Genomic DNA, 15075 nt, shown 5'->3' on the forward strand with positions numbered 1-15075 from the left:
TGGTAAGCGTAGCCTGAATCTGAGCCCCTTGGGGCGATTACGTAAAAACCACCAGCTAAGCTGGTGGATATTTATTTCAAGGAGGTTAGCGATGGCTAATACGAATGCAAACAAACTATCCGCCTCCCATATACGGTATTTGCTCGTTTTGAAAAAACTTGCCGCCTCGGATTTAGGAGTACGAAGCGTCGAATTGGCTGCCGAACTCGGCGTAAGCAAGCCGAGTGTTTGTAATATGCTTTGCGTATTGGCTGAAATGAAGCTCGTAGATAAACAACCTCGCAGTATCGTTTATTTAACACAAGCAGGGAATCAAATGGCTGGAAAATACTCAGAATACTACGATGCAGTATTTGCAATATTGACGAAATATATTTCCCAGAACTGTATTGCCCCGGAAGCGGTTTGCTCCTTGATTGCCGAAATGACGGAGGATAGTCTTGAAGAACTATGCTTTAGTATAACGAATAAAGCAAATGAAACTAAAATATTTTAGGAGGAAAACATATATGCCGATTGTTGAATTTAAAAATGTCAGCCGTGTATATAAAAGCGGTGATCATGAATTAAAAGCGCTTGATGGGGTGAATTTCTCGCTCAACGAAGGTAAATTCGTTGTAATATTAGGTCCTTCCGGTGCAGGAAAAAGCACACTTCTTAACCTGCTCGGAGGACTTGACAGTCCTACAAGCGGGAAGATTTATGTAGAGGGAAAGGATATTTCTGCTCTTTCAAATAATGAGCTTGCCGAATACAGAGCCGCAACGGTCGGTTTTGTATTTCAGTTCTATAACCTTGTTCCGACGTTAACGGTAAAGGAAAATGTGGCTCTCGTTAAGGAAATAGCAAAGGATGCACTTTCTCCGGAAGAAATGCTTGCCGAGGTCGGGCTTTCCGACCATCTGAACAATTTCCCATCCGAGCTTTCGGGGGGTGAACAGCAGCGCGTTTCGATTGCCCGTGCCCTTGCTAAAAATCCTAAAATTCTTCTCTGCGATGAGCCTACCGGTGCTCTTGATTCCGAAACAGGAGTTATGGTATTAAAGCTCCTGCTGTCTATGGCAAGAAGCTACGGAAAAACTATTGTAATTGTTACCCACAATCAAAATATTGCAAAAATGGCAGATGTTGTAATTCGGGTTAAAAACGGGAAAATACGCTCCTTAGAGGAGCAACCGAACCCAATGAGTGCCGATGAAGTGGAGTGGTAATATGCTGTTTCGCAAATTATTAAGAACAATGGGGTTATATAAGGCACAGTTTATCTCAATGATTATTATGATAGCCCTTGGAATCGGAATTTTTGTCGGCTTCAATATGGAATGGGTAAGTATTGATAAAAATGCAAACGGCTTTTTAGAGGAAACCGGATTTGCAGATTTCCGTGTCATTTCCGAAAAGGGATTATCTAAGGAAGATGCCGATAGCATTGCTTCCCTTGACGGAGTAGACAAAGCTTCCCGTTATCTGTCTGTTCAGGCTGATGTGAAAGAAAAAGACGGAGATACGGTATCTCTCACCGTAACTGAAAATGCAGAAATATCAGGCTTTGCTTTAATGGACGGAGAAAGCTACGATGCAACAAGTAATGACGGAATATGGCTTTCCGATAAATATGCTAATGCTAACGGAATTAAACTTGGTGACAGTATAACCTTTGAGTATAAAAACATTGAATTTAACGGAATTGTTAAAGGACTTATTAAATCAGGCGAGCATATGGTATGCGTTCGTGATGAAACACAGATAATGCCCGATTATAATACCCACGGCTTTGCGTATATTTCTCCTGCTATGTATAAGGAAACGGCAGGATTTGATTATTATCCTCAAATCAATGTAATCTCAAACCTTTCCAAAAAAGAGTTTGCAGATAAGGCAGATGAAGCTTTAGACACAACCCTTATGATACTGACAAAGGATGAAACCGTTTCCTATGCCGGACCTCAAGGTGAGATTGACGAGGGAAAGACTATGGGAAGCATACTTCCGGTTCTGTTTTTGCTGATTGCCGTGCTGACTATGGTTACTACGATGCACAGAGTCGCCGCAAAAGAAAAAACACAAATAGGCACACTTAAAGCTCTCGGCTTTAAGGACAAAAGGATTTTGCGCCATTACACCTCCTACGCCTTTATAATTGGAATTATAGGAACGGTTTTGGGAATTGCGTTAGGCTATTTTGTTGCTTGGCTTGTCCTTAATCCAAACGGTATGATGGCAACCTACATTGATATTCCCGAATGGAAACTCTATCTGCCTTGGTTTTGTGTTGTTATCCTTGTGCTGATTCTGGCACTTTTAACCCTTATCGGTTTTCTGTCTGTACGGCAGATGCTGAAGGGCACTGCGGCGGATGCCCTTCGCCCTTACGCCCCGAAAAAGATGAAACGGTTACTGCTTGAAAAAACCGCACTTTGGAAAAAGCTTGGCTTTGGGGCGCAGTGGAATCTGCGTGACAGTATGCGGCATAAATCAAGGACAATGATGACCCTTATCGGTGTTGTAGGTTGCGCTCTTATCGTTGTGGCGGCACTTGGCATGGGCGACACTATGGATGCGTTTTTGGATATGTACTACGGGGACGCTTTGCATTACAGCTCCCGAATTAATCTGTCGGAGCAGGCGTCCTATGAAAAGACCGATGAACTGATAGAAAAATATGAGGGCGATTACAGTGCGTCGGTGGCGGTTAAAATCGAGGAAAAAGCAGTATCCCTCGATATTTATCACACACCGAGCGACCTTGTCAGGTTTCCTGACGAGGACAACAACTTTGTGGAAATAAAGAATGACGGTGTGTATCTGTGTATGCGTTTGGCGGAGGAATTTAATCTGTCAAAGGGGGATACCTTTGAAGTAAGCCCCTACGGCTCGGATAAAACCTATACCTTAAAAGTTGCAGGTGTCATTCGTTCCGTATCGGAAAATATGGTGATTTCTCCCGAATATGCAGAAAGTATAGAATTGCCGTATACCGTAAACGCCATATACACCGAAACCGATAAAACTGATATTTCCTCCGACAGTGCTATCGCTTCGGTTCAGTCCAAAAAGGCAATTATCGATTCTTTTGACAGTATGATGGAACTGATGAACCTGATGATTCTCATTTTCATCGTTGCCGCCATTGTGCTCGGAGTGGTCGTGCTCTATAATCTCGGAGTGATGAGTTATACCGAGCGTTACCGTGAAATGGCGACGCTGAAGGTGGTAGGCTTTAAGGACAGAAAAATCGGGGCATTGCTTATAGGGCAGAATCTTTGGATTTCGCTTATTGGTGTTATAATCGGTATTCCCCTCGGTGCGGCTGTTCTTGATTACCTTATGCATGCACTTGCCTCGGAATATGAAATGAAAACGGTAATTAACGTTTCTACCTATCTTGTAAGCATTCTTCTCACTGTGGGAATGTCGTTTTTAGTTAGCCTAATAGTTTCAAGAAAGAACAGAAAAATTGATATGGTTGAGGCACTGAAAGGTGCAGAGTAAAGCGAAAAATGAAAGAATGTCAGAAAAGTATTTGTCAAAACAAAAATAAAAGAAATGTTGTTTTCGAGATGAGCGAAGGTCGTATTAGGCGGACTTCCTATCACGTTTTCCCGGGAATAGAGCTGGTTTACAACAGTATACATGTTCAAAGTGTTGAAGATACCGTAACTTTCGGCGGCAATGTCATTGAAATCTGCCATTGCCGCGAAGGGCGTATGGAGTTTAACCTGCAGGACGAGTTCTGCTACATAACTCCCGGCGATATTATCATTGTAAGGGCTAGAGATATAAAGGGAGCGTCCTATTTCCCCATTGGGCATTATCACGGCATATCCGTTTTTATTGATGTTGACCGAGCACCAAAGTGTCTATCCTGTTTTTTGGATGATGTTAATGTTGAACCGAAATCACTTGCGGAGAAGTTCTGCAAAGCAAAACAATGTTTTATTGCCCGTTCCAACCCTTCTTTTGAGCATATATTTTCTGAAATCTACTCAGTTGACGAAAAAATAAGGACGGGCTATTTGAAAATAAAAACCTTGGAGTTGCTTTTGTTTTTGAGTGCTATGGATATTAAGCAGGACGAATACGATACAAGAGCTGTTTCTGACGCGCAGGTAACTCTTGCAAAAGAAATAAGCGAATATCTGACCGAGCATATGGATGACCGTTTTACCCTTGAACAGCTATCTGAGTATTTCCATGTTTCGGGGACGCAGATAAAAACCGCATTCAAGGCAGTTTACGGTGTTTCATTTTATTCCTATATCCGAACGCAGAAAATGGAGTCGGCTGCATATATGCTTGAGTATACCGACAAATCCATACTTGAAATCTCAGGTGAACACGGCTACGATAACGCCAGTAAATTCGCAAATGCCTTCAAAACCGTAAAAGGAATCACACCTACCGAATACCGAAGCCGTAATAAAAAATAAGCGTTTTTGTCTGAATGGAGCCTTATTTTGTCTTTTAGGAGCAGATAAGGCTCCGGTATTTATGTATAATAATACACATAAACCACCATAAGTGGCGCTTATTTTTTCACTCGATGTTAGCAGCTGCTAACATTTGAAAGGAGATTCTGAATGAGTGTTGTAATTGTAGGCGGGAATGAATGTATGATCCGTCAATATAAAAACCTATGCAGCGATTACAAATGCAAAGCAAAGGTATATCCTAAAATGTCGGGAGGCCTCAAAGACATCGGAAGTCCCAATTTGCTTGTGCTTTTTACCAATACCGTTTCACATAAAATGATACGTTGTGCATTAAACGAAACCAAGGGACAGAATGTGCGGATTGCCCGTTCTCATTCAAGTTCCATAAGTGCTCTCAAAAACATTTTGGAAGAGCATACAGTAAGCTGTTAATTGCAGGAGTAAGAAAATGTCAGAAGAAATGTTAGTGAGGCACTGTTCCCCCACACTTGCCGGCTTGAAAACAGGAAATATGTTTACCTGTGCCTTTGAAAATGCCGATGATATGAGAGAAGATTTGAGACGGCTCAACTGTACTTTTCGTAAGAAAGGGCTTCGGATTATTCCTCTGCGTTATAGGAATAACCGAGCGTTAATATATGTATACCGCCCTGTCAAACTATCAGAAGATTTAAGCCACAAAACTGCTTGTCGATTACTTGAAGAACGGGGATATCAATATACCGCACCTGACCGTTGTATTGTAAGGTTGATTCAAAGACTGAGTGAAAGCGAGGAATTTCCCCACGAAATCGGGCTTTTTCTCGGATATCCTCCGGAGGATGTATGCGGGTTTATCGAAAACAAAGCCGACACTTGCAAGTGTGTCGGTTGTTGGAAGGTTTACGGGGATGAGGATGCAGCGAAGAAGCTTTTCGCAAAGTACAAAAAATGTACGGATGTTTATTGCACGCTGTTTGCAAATGGAAGGTCTATTGAACGGCTTACTGTTGCCGTTTGATATATAAATTTAAGAAAGGTTGGTACACAACATGAGTAAAATAGCAGTAGTATATTGGAGCGGAACCGGAAACACCGAAGCGATGGCAACAGCCGTCCTTGAAGGCGTAAAAGAAAAAGGAGCCGAGGGTGTAATGCTGACAGCAACAGAATTTGATGAATCAATGATAGATTCGTTTGACGCAATTGCTTTCGGCTGCCCATCCATGGGATCTGAGCAACTTGAAGACAGCGAATTTGAACCTATGTTTGTATCTTGTGAAGCGAAGCTGAAGGGCAAAAAAATCGCGCTGTTCGGCTCTTACGGTTGGGGCGACGGTGAATGGATGCGTAACTGGGAGGAAACCTGCATTTCAGACGGCGCAGTCCTTGCCTGCGACAGCGTTATTTGCAACGATGCTCCGGATGATGAAGCAACTGCCTCCTGTAAAGCCCTCGGAGCAGCACTTGTGTAAACAAAAAGATAGCATCTTGTTAAGATTCTTTATCACAGCGGTTGCTCATTACCTTTTTTTCTGCAATAAGGTTGCCGAAACAGGTAAGCCGGATGAACTGTATAAACAGGGCGGCATCTACACCCGAATGGTTGATCTGCAAAACATCGCTCAGGGCTGGACGATAGGGCGTCAGACGAATTGAATCATGTAATCAAGCAGAGGTGCCGTCAAGACACCTCTGTTTTTCAAAATTTTAATCTGATTTGTCTTTTTGGAGCATTATTCTGTCTATTTGGAGCGGAAATAGAAGAAAAATGATTGTATAATTATATATAAAATTGTTTTTGAGGAAATCAGGAATAATTATGAATAACGGAAATAAGGCTTTTTGGAATAAATGGGCATCAAGATATGACAGGACAATGTCCGGGAGCCGAAATACATATGACTTTATAATAAGAGAAATAAAGAAAACCTTAAGCCGAGATATGACGGTATTAGAGCTTGCCTGCGGTACAGGTCTTATTTCAGAAAGAATTGCAGGTAGTGTCAAATTACTTGAAGCAACGGATTTTTCAGAAGATATGATCCGAAAGGCAAAAGAAAAAACACACTCGTCCCGTTTGCATTTCTCGGTTCAGGACGCAACGAATCTTCCTTACGCTTCTGAAACATTTGACGCGGTTATAATCAGCAATGCGCTTCATATTATGCCATCACCTGATAAAGCACTTTCCGAGATTTCACGCGTATTAAAACCGAACGGCATACTGATAGCTCCTACCTTTACGATGGCGGATTCCTTCCTCGGAAGAATGCAAATGCGAATAATGGAGATATCAGGCTTTAAGGTATTTCATAAATGGTCTACAGACGAATATTTGAAATATCTGAATGCGAACGGGTTTAACGTAATCAAAAGCTGTATCATCGGTAAAACAGCAAAGCTGACCTATGCAGAAGCAAATAAAATCAATAAATAACAGAGGTGGATTCAGAATGGTAAAAATGATTTTGAAAATTGATGGAATGGCTTGCGGAATGTGCGAGTCACATGTAAACGACACGATACGAAGGAACTTCAAGGTAAAAAAAGTTACATCCTCTCACAGCAAAGGGGAAACAGTAATAATTGCAGAAAGCCCACTTGACGAAGATGCACTCAAAAAATCAATCGGCGATACCGGATATACAGTACTGTCAGTTTATACCGAATCATATGAGAAAAAAGGATTCTTTCGGCGCTGAATCCGTAAGCTTATACTGGAAACTTTAAGATATTCGGTATATAATTAAGTTATAATACAGCTATTTGCTGTTATATAAAAATTCAGGAGGAAAAAGTTATGAACGAGAAAGTTTCAGCTCTGCTGAACGAACAGGTCAACAAGGAGTTTTATTCGGCATATCTGTACTTGGATATGGCAAACTTCTATACTCAAAAGGGATTAGACGGATTTGCTAACTGGTATGAGATACAAGCAAAGGAAGAACAGGATCATGCTATGCTTATGTATCAGTATTTGCAGAACAACGGCGAGAAGGTTACATTGGAAGCGATTGCAAAGCCAGATAAAAAATTTGAGACACTGATGGATCCGTTGACAGCCGGTTTGGAGCATGAAAAATACGTTACTTCCTTGATCAACAATATCTATGCCGCTGCCATAGAAGTAAATGACTACCGCACAACGCAGTTCCTTGACTGGTTTATTAAAGAACAGGGTGAGGAAGAGAAAAACTCTATGGATTTGATTACCAAAATGGAGCTTTTCGGAGATGATGCGCGTAGCCTTTATATGCTTAACAGCGAGCTGGCTGCAAGAGTATATTCCGAACCCTCTCTGACACTTTAATCCTTTTTGAATAACCGTGAAAGTGTCTGAACTGTAAAAAAGCTTTGTGTTGGCACCTGCAAGTGTCTTCACAGAGCTTTTTGAACTATTGGCAGATTATTTAATGAAATCTGTAATATTCGCTCAATTCGATTTGCTTATGCTGAACTTCAAGCTCACCGACTCGTCGGTGTATCTTAGGATGTATAGGTGAAGGACTCGGAGCAGTATTGCCGCTTTTGCCTGCATTTCCGTTTTTGCTTTTGGCGGCATTCTGTTTTGCAAAAAGTTCCGAGAGACTGCATAATTGGTTTATAAATACTAAGCTTTATAAAAACAACCTTGAGTCTTATGTTAAAGGTCAAGGTATGACTTGTAAAACCAAAATAAAGATAATGATTACCGTAACCTTGCTTATGGCATTTGGTTTTACCATGATGATGTTGAAGTCACTCTATATCCCATGCATTATTCTTGCTATTGTCTGGGTATGCCACATTATCTATTTTGTTTTTGGAGTTAAGACATTACGGATAACTAAAGAATAAAAGCATAAAAAATAGTATTTAAATTATTTTTTCTGTCAATATATGTTCAAATGTAAAATATAACTGATTTTGAGGTGGTTTTATGCATGAAACTAAAAGCAGACTATTATACATACTATTGTATCTGTGGCAGAATACCGATGCCGAGCATTACGCCACAACCGGAGATATTCTTACATACTTAAAGGAAAACGGTATTTCCTGTGACAGAAAAACAATACCGGGCGACATTGCGAAGCTCGGTGACATTGGTATTGATATTGAAGAAGAAAGAAGCCGTGAGAACCGCTATTCCCTGAACAGCCATTTGTTTACCCTGCCGGAAGTGAAGCTGCTGATGGACGCAGTGGAGTCCTCAAAGTTCATTACGGCAAAGAAAAGCTCGGAGCTTGCGAATAAGCTGTCACAGATGACAAGCGTTTATCAGTCGGAAGAACTGAAAAGGAATATCTATATTTCCGAGCGTGTGAAACCGATGAATGAGCAGATTTACTATTTGGTAGATAATATCAATACGGCAATCAATCAGGGCAAACAAATTTCGTTCCTGTATTTTCACTATAACCAATATCGCGAGGAAGTTCCCAATAACGACGGTAAGCGTTATCATTTCTCCCCTTACTACCTTGTGTGGAATGAAGATCATTATTATGCGGTTGGTTTTAGCGAAAAACATCAGCGTATTACAACCTTCCGAGTGGACAGGATGAAATCCATCAGTATTCTTTGTTCTGATGCGGTTCCGCAGCCAAAGAACTTTAATCTGCCGGACTTTACCCGTCAGGTATTTGATATGTACGACGGCACAAAAGAGAAAGTTACACTGCTCTGCAAGAACGAGCTGATGAACTACATCGTAGATAAATTTGGAGATGAGGTTGAAACCTCGCCAACGGATAACAGCCATTTCAAGGCAGTCGTAGAAGTGTCCGTAAGCCAAACCTTCTTTGCGTGGGTGTTTCAGTTTAACGGAGATCTTATAATTACAAATCCGTCAGCGGTTGTTTCAAGATACCGTGAAATGCTTGAAAACGCCTTGAAATAAAGAAACATTGAACAGTCCGAAAAATGAGTTGGGTGCAAAAACGCCCAACTCATTTTCGCTTTCGCAAAAAGCATTGATTTCGAATGTATGTTCGGCTATAATATATTTACGGTATTCGCAAAAGAGCGAATTTGAAAGGAGCTACCTTATGGAAAACAATAAGACCTTTGGGAGGTTTTTGATTTCAAAGCGAATGGAACACGAAATGTCTGCTCGGCAGCTTGCTATCGCCCTTGATTATTCTGCCGTATATATCTGCGACATTGAAAAAGACCGCAGACCGGTTCCTGACGATATTCTTGAAAAGCTTCCCGTACTTCTCCATCTGACCGAAGCAGAAACGGAGGAGATGTACGATTTGGCGGCAAGGTCAAGGAATACCGTAAGTGCAGATTTACCTGAATATATAATGGAAAAAGATATTGTCCGGGCTGCACTGAGAACCGCAAAGAAGCACAATGTAACCGATAAACAATGGGAAGATTTTATCCGCCGCATAACAAAGGAGTCCGACTAATCTCTCGGACAGAAAGGACGCAGCAGTGGCAACAGTATTCTATCGACCGCAGGCGCTTGAAACGATTGCACGCCGTACATTAAGTGAATATGATCCAATGTATCTGAACGGCAGTCCCCGTGCAGTGCCGATTGAAACAATCATCGAAAAGACTTTCGGTTTAAGAATAGAATACCAATATCTAACCAATGATGCCCGTGAGCTTGGCAGAATGATTTACGATAGCGGTATTACAACCTATTACAACCGGGAGATTATGGACTATGCCCTGATGAGAGTTGAAGGTGGTACTATGCTTATTGAAGCGGCTTTGCTGGAGGATGAGAAATCATACGGCAGACTTCGGTTCACCTTGGCTCACGAGCTGGCACATTACATTATACACAAGCAGATATTCAGCGGGACAGGCGTTGCCGCCGCTTTATATAACAATGATACCGACGAGGATGCAACAGAATGGCAGGCAAATTATCTTGCAAAGGCTATTCTTATGCCAAACGGTCAGATCAAACGCTGTTTCTACGCACTCCGCCCCGTGTGCAAAACAAAAAGCGCGTATGTCTGCAAAATGGCAGAAATCTTTGAAGTGTCAAAACAGGCAATGGAAATCCGATTGAAGGACTTTGCCCTAATCTAAAATCCTGCGGGATTTTTTTACTCTGTATATTCGCAAACTTGCGAATATACAGAACAACAAAATTATACGAGGTGATAGCGTTGATGACAGAAACTTGGAAGCCGATACCGATGTTCTGCCCCAACTGCGGAAAGATGAACTACGGATATAAAGGCATTGATGAAAAGATTAAATACGAATGTGACCGATGTATGGTCAAGTTCGTGCGGGTGCGAAAAGGCAGAAGGCACGACACGATTGAAATGTTCGCTCCTCCGGGACAGGAAAGCGTAATATAAGAAACTTAAAACTGAATACGGCGAAACGACGGTAAGGTCGGGCTGAAACAGAGCCGCACTAAATCCTTATCAGGTCACTTGCTTTGAAACACTTCGGTCAGTTAAACCAGACCTGCGTAAAGCAAACATGAGAGGCTGCCGACATGACAGATAGCCATAGGCTAACTCTGTCTTGCCGGTGGCTTTTTGTTTTCGGCAGATGACTGAACAGCGAGGAGCTTCCGGCTGAGAAATCAGAAAGGAAGCTCTTTTTATGTTGAACAACTGGCTTTGCTACATAGCTGAATATCCGTGATCTCCGAATTTTGAGTTCAAACAAAAATTCAAAATTCAAAGGAGATTACGAAAATGGAAAAAAACAATATTTCTGCTTTAGAGGAGCAGTTTATACAGGAGTGCAAACTTATCAATTTGAACTACGAATATCCCGGATATACTGGCGAGGAAAAGTGGGCAATCATAAGCGATTTAACAGAAGAAGATATTATGAGGAAATACGCTGAGCTAATCCAGCCGTATTCTCCGTTTTTGCTGCTTAACAGCTCTTTTGGCGAGATAAGAAAGAATTATATTCGCAATGAAAAAAAGCATCAAATGAGAGCTATAAGGAGCGTCCATATTTTCGATGTAGACGAGGAATTTGAAGAACACCACCCCGAAGTGGCAACACAAAGCTATGAGGACGAATATGAGTATCAAGTTGAAATTGAAAAAATACATCAGGCGATTCAAAAGTTAAAGCCTATTCAGAAAGAACGCATCATTAAGTTTTTCTTTGAAGATAAGAGTATGCGTCAAATTGCGGAGGAAGAAGGTATCAATCATAGTGCTGTTTCAAAATCTATAGCTTCTGCAATAGAAAATTTGAAAAAGTTTTTGATTTAGGGTGTCCATTTGACATCTCCCAGTGGGAACAAGTGAAGGGACTTGTTTTATTCCGGATACAGACGAGCCTTTCTATTACATTTATGAGAGGTAAATAATATGGAAACCAACAACACTATCAAAAGCAAAATCACCCGTGGTGACATCTTCTACTATGACTTCGGCAACAATTCCGGCTCAATCCAAAACGGTCGCAGACCTGTAATTATTATTCAGGCGAATGAGCTGAATGAGAACTCTCCGACCGTCATAGTGGCGGCACTTACTACTGCTGTTAAGAAAAGATACCTACCGTCCCATATTTACTTGGGAGCAGAGTTTGGCTTGCAGGAGCCTTCTATGGTTCTGTTAGAGCAGCTCAGAACAGTCAATAAGTCGGAACTGCTTGAGTATGTCGGTACGGTTGATGATGAGCGTATGCTGAAAATTGTCGGTAACGGCATCAAAAAGACCTTTGGACTTTGGTTCTATCATACTTACAGAACAAGTGATATTAGATGCTTGTGCAGTAAGTGCTTATCAGATTACAAGAACAACCGTGACTACATTGTAAAGCGAGTTGATCCGTTCAAGCGTGTCAAAGACAAATGTGACCGGTGCAGCAACTACGGGTATGATTACTTTGTTGTCGATAAAAGACAGAGCCATTAAGGACGGAGGTGCTGAAATTGTTTGAAGACAGAATAGCTGCTATGAACGCAGAAACAGAAATCACACAATCGGCTCCCGTTTACGAGAAGCGAGTTTATACCGTTGATGAAATACAGGACATTTTAGGTGTCAGCAAGACAACGGCATATAACCTTGTGAAATCAGGAGCTTTCCACTATGTAAAAGTCGGCGGTCAGTTCAGAATTTCAAAAAAGAGCTTCGACCGATGGCTCGATGAAATGGATACCAATATAGAAGATTGTCAAGTATGCGATTGATTTAATCGCATCATTCACAGATATCCGAAAAGTCAGTATCATATAGCCAAGCTAATTGGCTTGGCTATATGGACTGGGCTGACGAGTCTCAGTTCCCAAATACGGAGGTCGAAATGGATAAGAAAAGTATCTCAGTTCCCGAAATGGCAAAGATGCTTGGTTTGGGAAAGACGGATTCATATTGGTTAGTACATAAGCGGTACTTCAAAACCGTGCTGGTCGGCGGAAAAATGCGGATACTCGTTGACAGCTTTGAAGAATGGTATGCCGGACAATTCCATTATAAGAAAGTGGACGGCACTCAACCCGGTAAAAAGTACGCTCATACAATGTCTGTTTACGAAATGGCAGACTTGATAGGACGAAGCAGTGCGGTCGCATACGACATCGTAAAAAGAGGACTTGTAAAAACGGAAGTAATCAACGGACGAATACAAGTAGATATTCAGAGCTTTGAGGAGTGGCTTGCTTCTCAAAGCGTATATTCAAAAGTCAGGAGGGATGAGAATGTTTGAAGAACGAGTAAAAAAGCTCAACGGCGGCGGAAATAACAAGAAAAGCTATACCGTTGCCGAGGTTCAGCAAATTCTTGGTGTCGGTCGTCAGGCAGTATATAAGCTCATCAAAAAAGGCTGTTTTAAGGCGGTCTTGGTAGACAACAAATTCAGAATAATCAAAGCAAGTTTTGATGCTTGGCTTGAGAACGAATAAGGAGGTACATTATGGCATCAATCGTAAAGCGTAAAAACAGATACGCAGTCGTATATAACTACAAAGATGATAAGGGCAACACCCGACAGAAGTGGGAAACCTTTGATACCAATGCTGAAGCAAAAAAGCGTAAAATTCAGATTGAGTATCAACAGCAGACCGGAAGTTTCGTAGTTCCGACAGCTACAACGGTCGCAGAGCTTCTTGATGAATACACTTCCGTTTACGGTGTCAGCACTTGGGCAATGTCAACCTATGACTCAAAACGAGGGTTGATACTCAATTACATCAATCCGCTAATCGGAGATATGAAGTTGGATGACCTTAATCCGAGAACTATGGACAGGTTCTTTCAAAGTCTTTTGAGCGTGAAGGCAAAAGTCGTAAATAACCGCAAACCCAAAAACGAATATCTCACTGTGCATACAGTCAGGGAGATACACAAACTCCTGAGAAGCGCTTTTAATCAGGCTGTCAAATGGGAAATGATGTCCCGAAACCCCGTACTAAATGCAACGCTCCCAAAAGAAGAACACGAGGTTCGTGAGATATGGACTCTTGAAACGCTGCTGCACGCTCTTGAAGTATGCGATGATGAAATACTATCGCTTGCAATCAACCTCGCCTTTTCCTGCTCTCTGCGAATGGGGGAGCTGCTTGGACTTACTTGGGACTGCATAGATGTTTCAGAAAAAAGCATCAAGGAAAACACGGCGTACATTTACATCAATAAAGAACTGCAAAGAGTTAAACGAGATGTGCTGGAGGTCTTGGATAACAAAGATGTGATCTTGACATTTCCTCACTTAATTAAAAAGGGTAACACCGTCTTGGTTCTCAAATCGCCAAAGACAAAAACGAGTGTCAGAAAGGTATTTCTTCCTACAACAGTTGCTCAAATGTTGGTAGCCCGTAAACAACAGATTGACGAACTCAAAGAACTCTTTGGAGATGAGTACACAGACTATAATCTTGTGTTCTGTAATTCATCGGGCAGACCAATGGAGGGACAGGTAATAACACACGCATTGAAGAAACTCATCCGTGAGAACGATCTGCCTGATGTAGTCTTTCACAGCTTCAGACACGCAAGTATTACCTATAAACTGAAATGGAACGGCGGTGATGTAAAATCTGTTCAGGGAGACTCAGGACACGCCCGTGCCGAAATGGTATCCAATGTGTATTCGCATATTATCGACGAGGACAGAAGATTTAATGCGCAACGCTTTGAGGAAAGATTTTATCAAGGCAATACCCCTGAAGCTGATACAATCCCACCTATGCCAAAGTTTGAGTCATCAACCGAATTGCCCGAAGCTGTACCGATAGAGTCTGATAAAAAAGATGAAACAGCAACAGATACGCAGGCAGATACGGAACTGATTACTAAGCTGTTGAGCAATCCTGAAACGGCGGCGTTGCTCAAAGCACTCGCAAGCAAGCTCTAACGAAACTATAACGAAAGGCAATCCGCAAGGGTTGCCTTTTTTTAATGTAGGGGTAGAAAATTTCACAAATAGATGCTATAATATATAAAAAGCTGTATTATTTAAGCGTTCCAAAGGCAGATTTGAAACCGAGTAACACAACCCGTTTTTTGGTTTCTTCTGCTAAAAGCGAGCCAAACAGACCACCTGAAACCCAATGAAATTAGCTGGATTTCGTTAGTGTTTATTGAACAACGAAAATGCTGAAAACCCTTGATTTATAAGGAATTTTCAGCATCATATAGCGGTCGGAAATCTGTTCTGGGCGGCTCTCCTAAAGTGGAATTACAAGTTCGATTCTTGTAGAGGGCGCCAGTAAATCAATAACTGT

At 41.6% G+C, this 15075-nt stretch carries 22 protein-coding genes; all 22 read left to right on the forward strand.

What is annotated here, in order from left to right:
- Positions 1-496 (forward strand): metal-dependent transcriptional regulator (locus tag ACESSZ_RS09970; protein WP_499842772.1); only part of this gene is annotated, 496 nt, incomplete at its 5' end.
- Positions 497-509: 13 nt separating this feature from the next.
- Positions 510-1211, forward strand: a complete 702-nt coding sequence (locus ACESSZ_RS09975) for an ABC transporter ATP-binding protein (protein WP_412272786.1) — start codon at positions 510-512, stop codon at positions 1209-1211.
- A 1-nt stretch (position 1212) separates the two neighbouring features.
- Positions 1213-3492, forward strand: a complete 2280-nt coding sequence (locus ACESSZ_RS09980) for an ABC transporter permease (protein ID WP_499842773.1) — start codon at positions 1213-1215, stop codon at positions 3490-3492.
- Between the two features lie 8 nt (positions 3493-3500).
- On the forward strand, positions 3501-4430 hold the full coding sequence (locus ACESSZ_RS09985; RefSeq protein WP_499842774.1) for a helix-turn-helix domain-containing protein: 930 nt from the start codon (positions 3501-3503) through the stop codon (positions 4428-4430).
- 150 nt (positions 4431-4580) lie between these two features.
- Entirely contained in the window at positions 4581-4865 is a 285-nt protein-coding gene (locus ACESSZ_RS09990; protein WP_499842775.1) for a DUF2325 domain-containing protein, read from the forward strand.
- Between the two features lie 16 nt (positions 4866-4881).
- Positions 4882-5433 carry a DUF3793 family protein gene (locus ACESSZ_RS09995; RefSeq protein WP_499842776.1) on the forward strand — a complete coding sequence of 184 codons (552 nt, stop codon included), beginning with the start codon at positions 4882-4884 and terminating at the stop codon, positions 5431-5433.
- A gap of 31 nt (positions 5434-5464) precedes the next feature.
- The gene (locus ACESSZ_RS10000; RefSeq protein WP_412272778.1) at positions 5465-5887 is read left to right on the forward strand and encodes a flavodoxin; all 423 of its coding nucleotides are present in this window, start codon (positions 5465-5467) and stop codon (positions 5885-5887) included.
- The gene (locus ACESSZ_RS10005) at positions 5880-6071 is read left to right on the forward strand and encodes a hypothetical protein (protein ID WP_499842777.1); all 192 of its coding nucleotides are present in this window, start codon (positions 5880-5882) and stop codon (positions 6069-6071) included. Before ACESSZ_RS10000 ends, ACESSZ_RS10005 begins: the two co-directional genes overlap by 8 nt.
- A 163-nt stretch (positions 6072-6234) precedes the next feature.
- Positions 6235-6852 carry a class I SAM-dependent methyltransferase gene (locus ACESSZ_RS10010; protein WP_412293163.1) on the forward strand — a complete coding sequence of 206 codons (618 nt, stop codon included), beginning with the start codon at positions 6235-6237 and terminating at the stop codon, positions 6850-6852.
- A gap of 16 nt (positions 6853-6868) precedes the next feature.
- Positions 6869-7117: a heavy-metal-associated domain-containing protein gene (locus tag ACESSZ_RS10015; protein WP_412272774.1), complete on the forward strand. Its 249-nt coding sequence runs from the start codon at positions 6869-6871 to the stop codon at positions 7115-7117.
- Between the two features lie 98 nt (positions 7118-7215).
- Positions 7216-7725 (forward strand): ferritin, encoded by a 510-nt coding sequence (locus ACESSZ_RS10020; RefSeq protein ID WP_412272772.1) that lies wholly within the window; start codon positions 7216-7218, stop codon positions 7723-7725.
- Between the two features lie 242 nt (positions 7726-7967).
- Positions 7968-8252, forward strand: a complete 285-nt coding sequence (locus ACESSZ_RS10025) for a YbaN family protein (protein WP_499842783.1) — start codon at positions 7968-7970, stop codon at positions 8250-8252.
- An 82-nt stretch (positions 8253-8334) separates the two neighbouring features.
- Positions 8335-9297: a helix-turn-helix transcriptional regulator gene (locus ACESSZ_RS10030; protein WP_499842778.1), complete on the forward strand. Its 963-nt coding sequence runs from the start codon at positions 8335-8337 to the stop codon at positions 9295-9297.
- A 148-nt stretch (positions 9298-9445) separates the two neighbouring features.
- The gene (locus tag ACESSZ_RS10035) at positions 9446-9814 is read left to right on the forward strand and encodes a helix-turn-helix domain-containing protein (protein ID WP_412272767.1); all 369 of its coding nucleotides are present in this window, start codon (positions 9446-9448) and stop codon (positions 9812-9814) included.
- 25 nt (positions 9815-9839) lie between these two features.
- On the forward strand, positions 9840-10451 hold the full coding sequence (locus tag ACESSZ_RS10040) for an ImmA/IrrE family metallo-endopeptidase (RefSeq protein WP_412272766.1): 612 nt from the start codon (positions 9840-9842) through the stop codon (positions 10449-10451).
- An 83-nt stretch (positions 10452-10534) separates the two neighbouring features.
- Positions 10535-10729: a hypothetical protein gene (locus tag ACESSZ_RS10045; RefSeq protein ID WP_499842779.1), complete on the forward strand. Its 195-nt coding sequence runs from the start codon at positions 10535-10537 to the stop codon at positions 10727-10729.
- Between the two features lie 348 nt (positions 10730-11077).
- Positions 11078-11614 carry an RNA polymerase sigma factor gene (locus ACESSZ_RS10050; protein ID WP_412272764.1) on the forward strand — a complete coding sequence of 179 codons (537 nt, stop codon included), beginning with the start codon at positions 11078-11080 and terminating at the stop codon, positions 11612-11614.
- A 99-nt stretch (positions 11615-11713) separates the two neighbouring features.
- Positions 11714-12265 carry a type II toxin-antitoxin system PemK/MazF family toxin gene (locus ACESSZ_RS10055; protein WP_412272763.1) on the forward strand — a complete coding sequence of 184 codons (552 nt, stop codon included), beginning with the start codon at positions 11714-11716 and terminating at the stop codon, positions 12263-12265.
- A gap of 17 nt (positions 12266-12282) precedes the next feature.
- Complete coding sequence (locus ACESSZ_RS10060) at positions 12283-12543, forward strand: helix-turn-helix domain-containing protein (RefSeq protein ID WP_412272762.1); 261 nt, start codon at positions 12283-12285, stop codon at positions 12541-12543.
- 113 nt (positions 12544-12656) lie between these two features.
- Positions 12657-13058 (forward strand): helix-turn-helix domain-containing protein, encoded by a 402-nt coding sequence (locus ACESSZ_RS10065; protein WP_412272760.1) that lies wholly within the window; start codon positions 12657-12659, stop codon positions 13056-13058.
- On the forward strand, positions 13051-13254 hold the full coding sequence (locus ACESSZ_RS10070; RefSeq protein WP_412272758.1) for a helix-turn-helix domain-containing protein: 204 nt from the start codon (positions 13051-13053) through the stop codon (positions 13252-13254). Before ACESSZ_RS10065 ends, ACESSZ_RS10070 begins: the two co-directional genes overlap by 8 nt.
- A gap of 11 nt (positions 13255-13265) precedes the next feature.
- Positions 13266-14705: a tyrosine-type recombinase/integrase gene (locus ACESSZ_RS10075; RefSeq protein ID WP_499842780.1), complete on the forward strand. Its 1440-nt coding sequence runs from the start codon at positions 13266-13268 to the stop codon at positions 14703-14705.
- Positions 14706-15075: the final 370 nt, after the last annotated feature.

Source organism: Eubacterium sp. 3_1_31, assembly GCF_964249515.1.
GTDB classification, from domain to species: Bacteria; Bacillota_I; Bacilli_A; order Erysipelotrichales; family Erysipelotrichaceae; genus Longicatena; species Longicatena caecimuris.

What these genes read in the sequence shown, in the direction of transcription:
- ACESSZ_RS10015 (WP_412272774.1), top strand. Translation starts at nt 6,869, where the DNA reads ATGGTAAAAATGATTTTGAAAATTGATGGAATGGCTTGCGGAATGTGC.
- ACESSZ_RS09990 (WP_499842775.1), top strand. Translation starts at nt 4,581, where the DNA reads ATGAGTGTTGTAATTGTAGGCGGGAATGAATGTATGATCCGTCAATAT.
- ACESSZ_RS10065 (WP_412272760.1), top strand. Translation starts at nt 12,657, where the DNA reads ATGGATAAGAAAAGTATCTCAGTTCCCGAAATGGCAAAGATGCTTGGT.
- ACESSZ_RS10045 (WP_499842779.1), top strand. Translation starts at nt 10,535, where the DNA reads ATGACAGAAACTTGGAAGCCGATACCGATGTTCTGCCCCAACTGCGGA.
- ACESSZ_RS10035 (WP_412272767.1), top strand. Translation starts at nt 9,446, where the DNA reads ATGGAAAACAATAAGACCTTTGGGAGGTTTTTGATTTCAAAGCGAATG.
- ACESSZ_RS10050 (WP_412272764.1), top strand. Translation starts at nt 11,078, where the DNA reads ATGGAAAAAAACAATATTTCTGCTTTAGAGGAGCAGTTTATACAGGAG.
- ACESSZ_RS10000 (WP_412272778.1), top strand. Translation starts at nt 5,465, where the DNA reads ATGAGTAAAATAGCAGTAGTATATTGGAGCGGAACCGGAAACACCGAA.
- ACESSZ_RS09975 (WP_412272786.1), top strand. Translation starts at nt 510, where the DNA reads ATGCCGATTGTTGAATTTAAAAATGTCAGCCGTGTATATAAAAGCGGT.
- ACESSZ_RS09995 (WP_499842776.1), top strand. Translation starts at nt 4,882, where the DNA reads ATGTCAGAAGAAATGTTAGTGAGGCACTGTTCCCCCACACTTGCCGGC.
- ACESSZ_RS09980 (WP_499842773.1), top strand. Translation starts at nt 1,213, where the DNA reads ATGCTGTTTCGCAAATTATTAAGAACAATGGGGTTATATAAGGCACAG.
- ACESSZ_RS10055 (WP_412272763.1), top strand. Translation starts at nt 11,714, where the DNA reads ATGGAAACCAACAACACTATCAAAAGCAAAATCACCCGTGGTGACATC.
- ACESSZ_RS09985 (WP_499842774.1), top strand. Translation starts at nt 3,501, where the DNA reads ATGAAAGAATGTCAGAAAAGTATTTGTCAAAACAAAAATAAAAGAAAT.
- ACESSZ_RS10070 (WP_412272758.1), top strand. Translation starts at nt 13,051, where the DNA reads ATGTTTGAAGAACGAGTAAAAAAGCTCAACGGCGGCGGAAATAACAAG.
- ACESSZ_RS10030 (WP_499842778.1), top strand. Translation starts at nt 8,335, where the DNA reads ATGCATGAAACTAAAAGCAGACTATTATACATACTATTGTATCTGTGG.
- ACESSZ_RS10010 (WP_412293163.1), top strand. Translation starts at nt 6,235, where the DNA reads ATGAATAACGGAAATAAGGCTTTTTGGAATAAATGGGCATCAAGATAT.
- ACESSZ_RS10020 (WP_412272772.1), top strand. Translation starts at nt 7,216, where the DNA reads ATGAACGAGAAAGTTTCAGCTCTGCTGAACGAACAGGTCAACAAGGAG.
- ACESSZ_RS10075 (WP_499842780.1), top strand. Translation starts at nt 13,266, where the DNA reads ATGGCATCAATCGTAAAGCGTAAAAACAGATACGCAGTCGTATATAAC.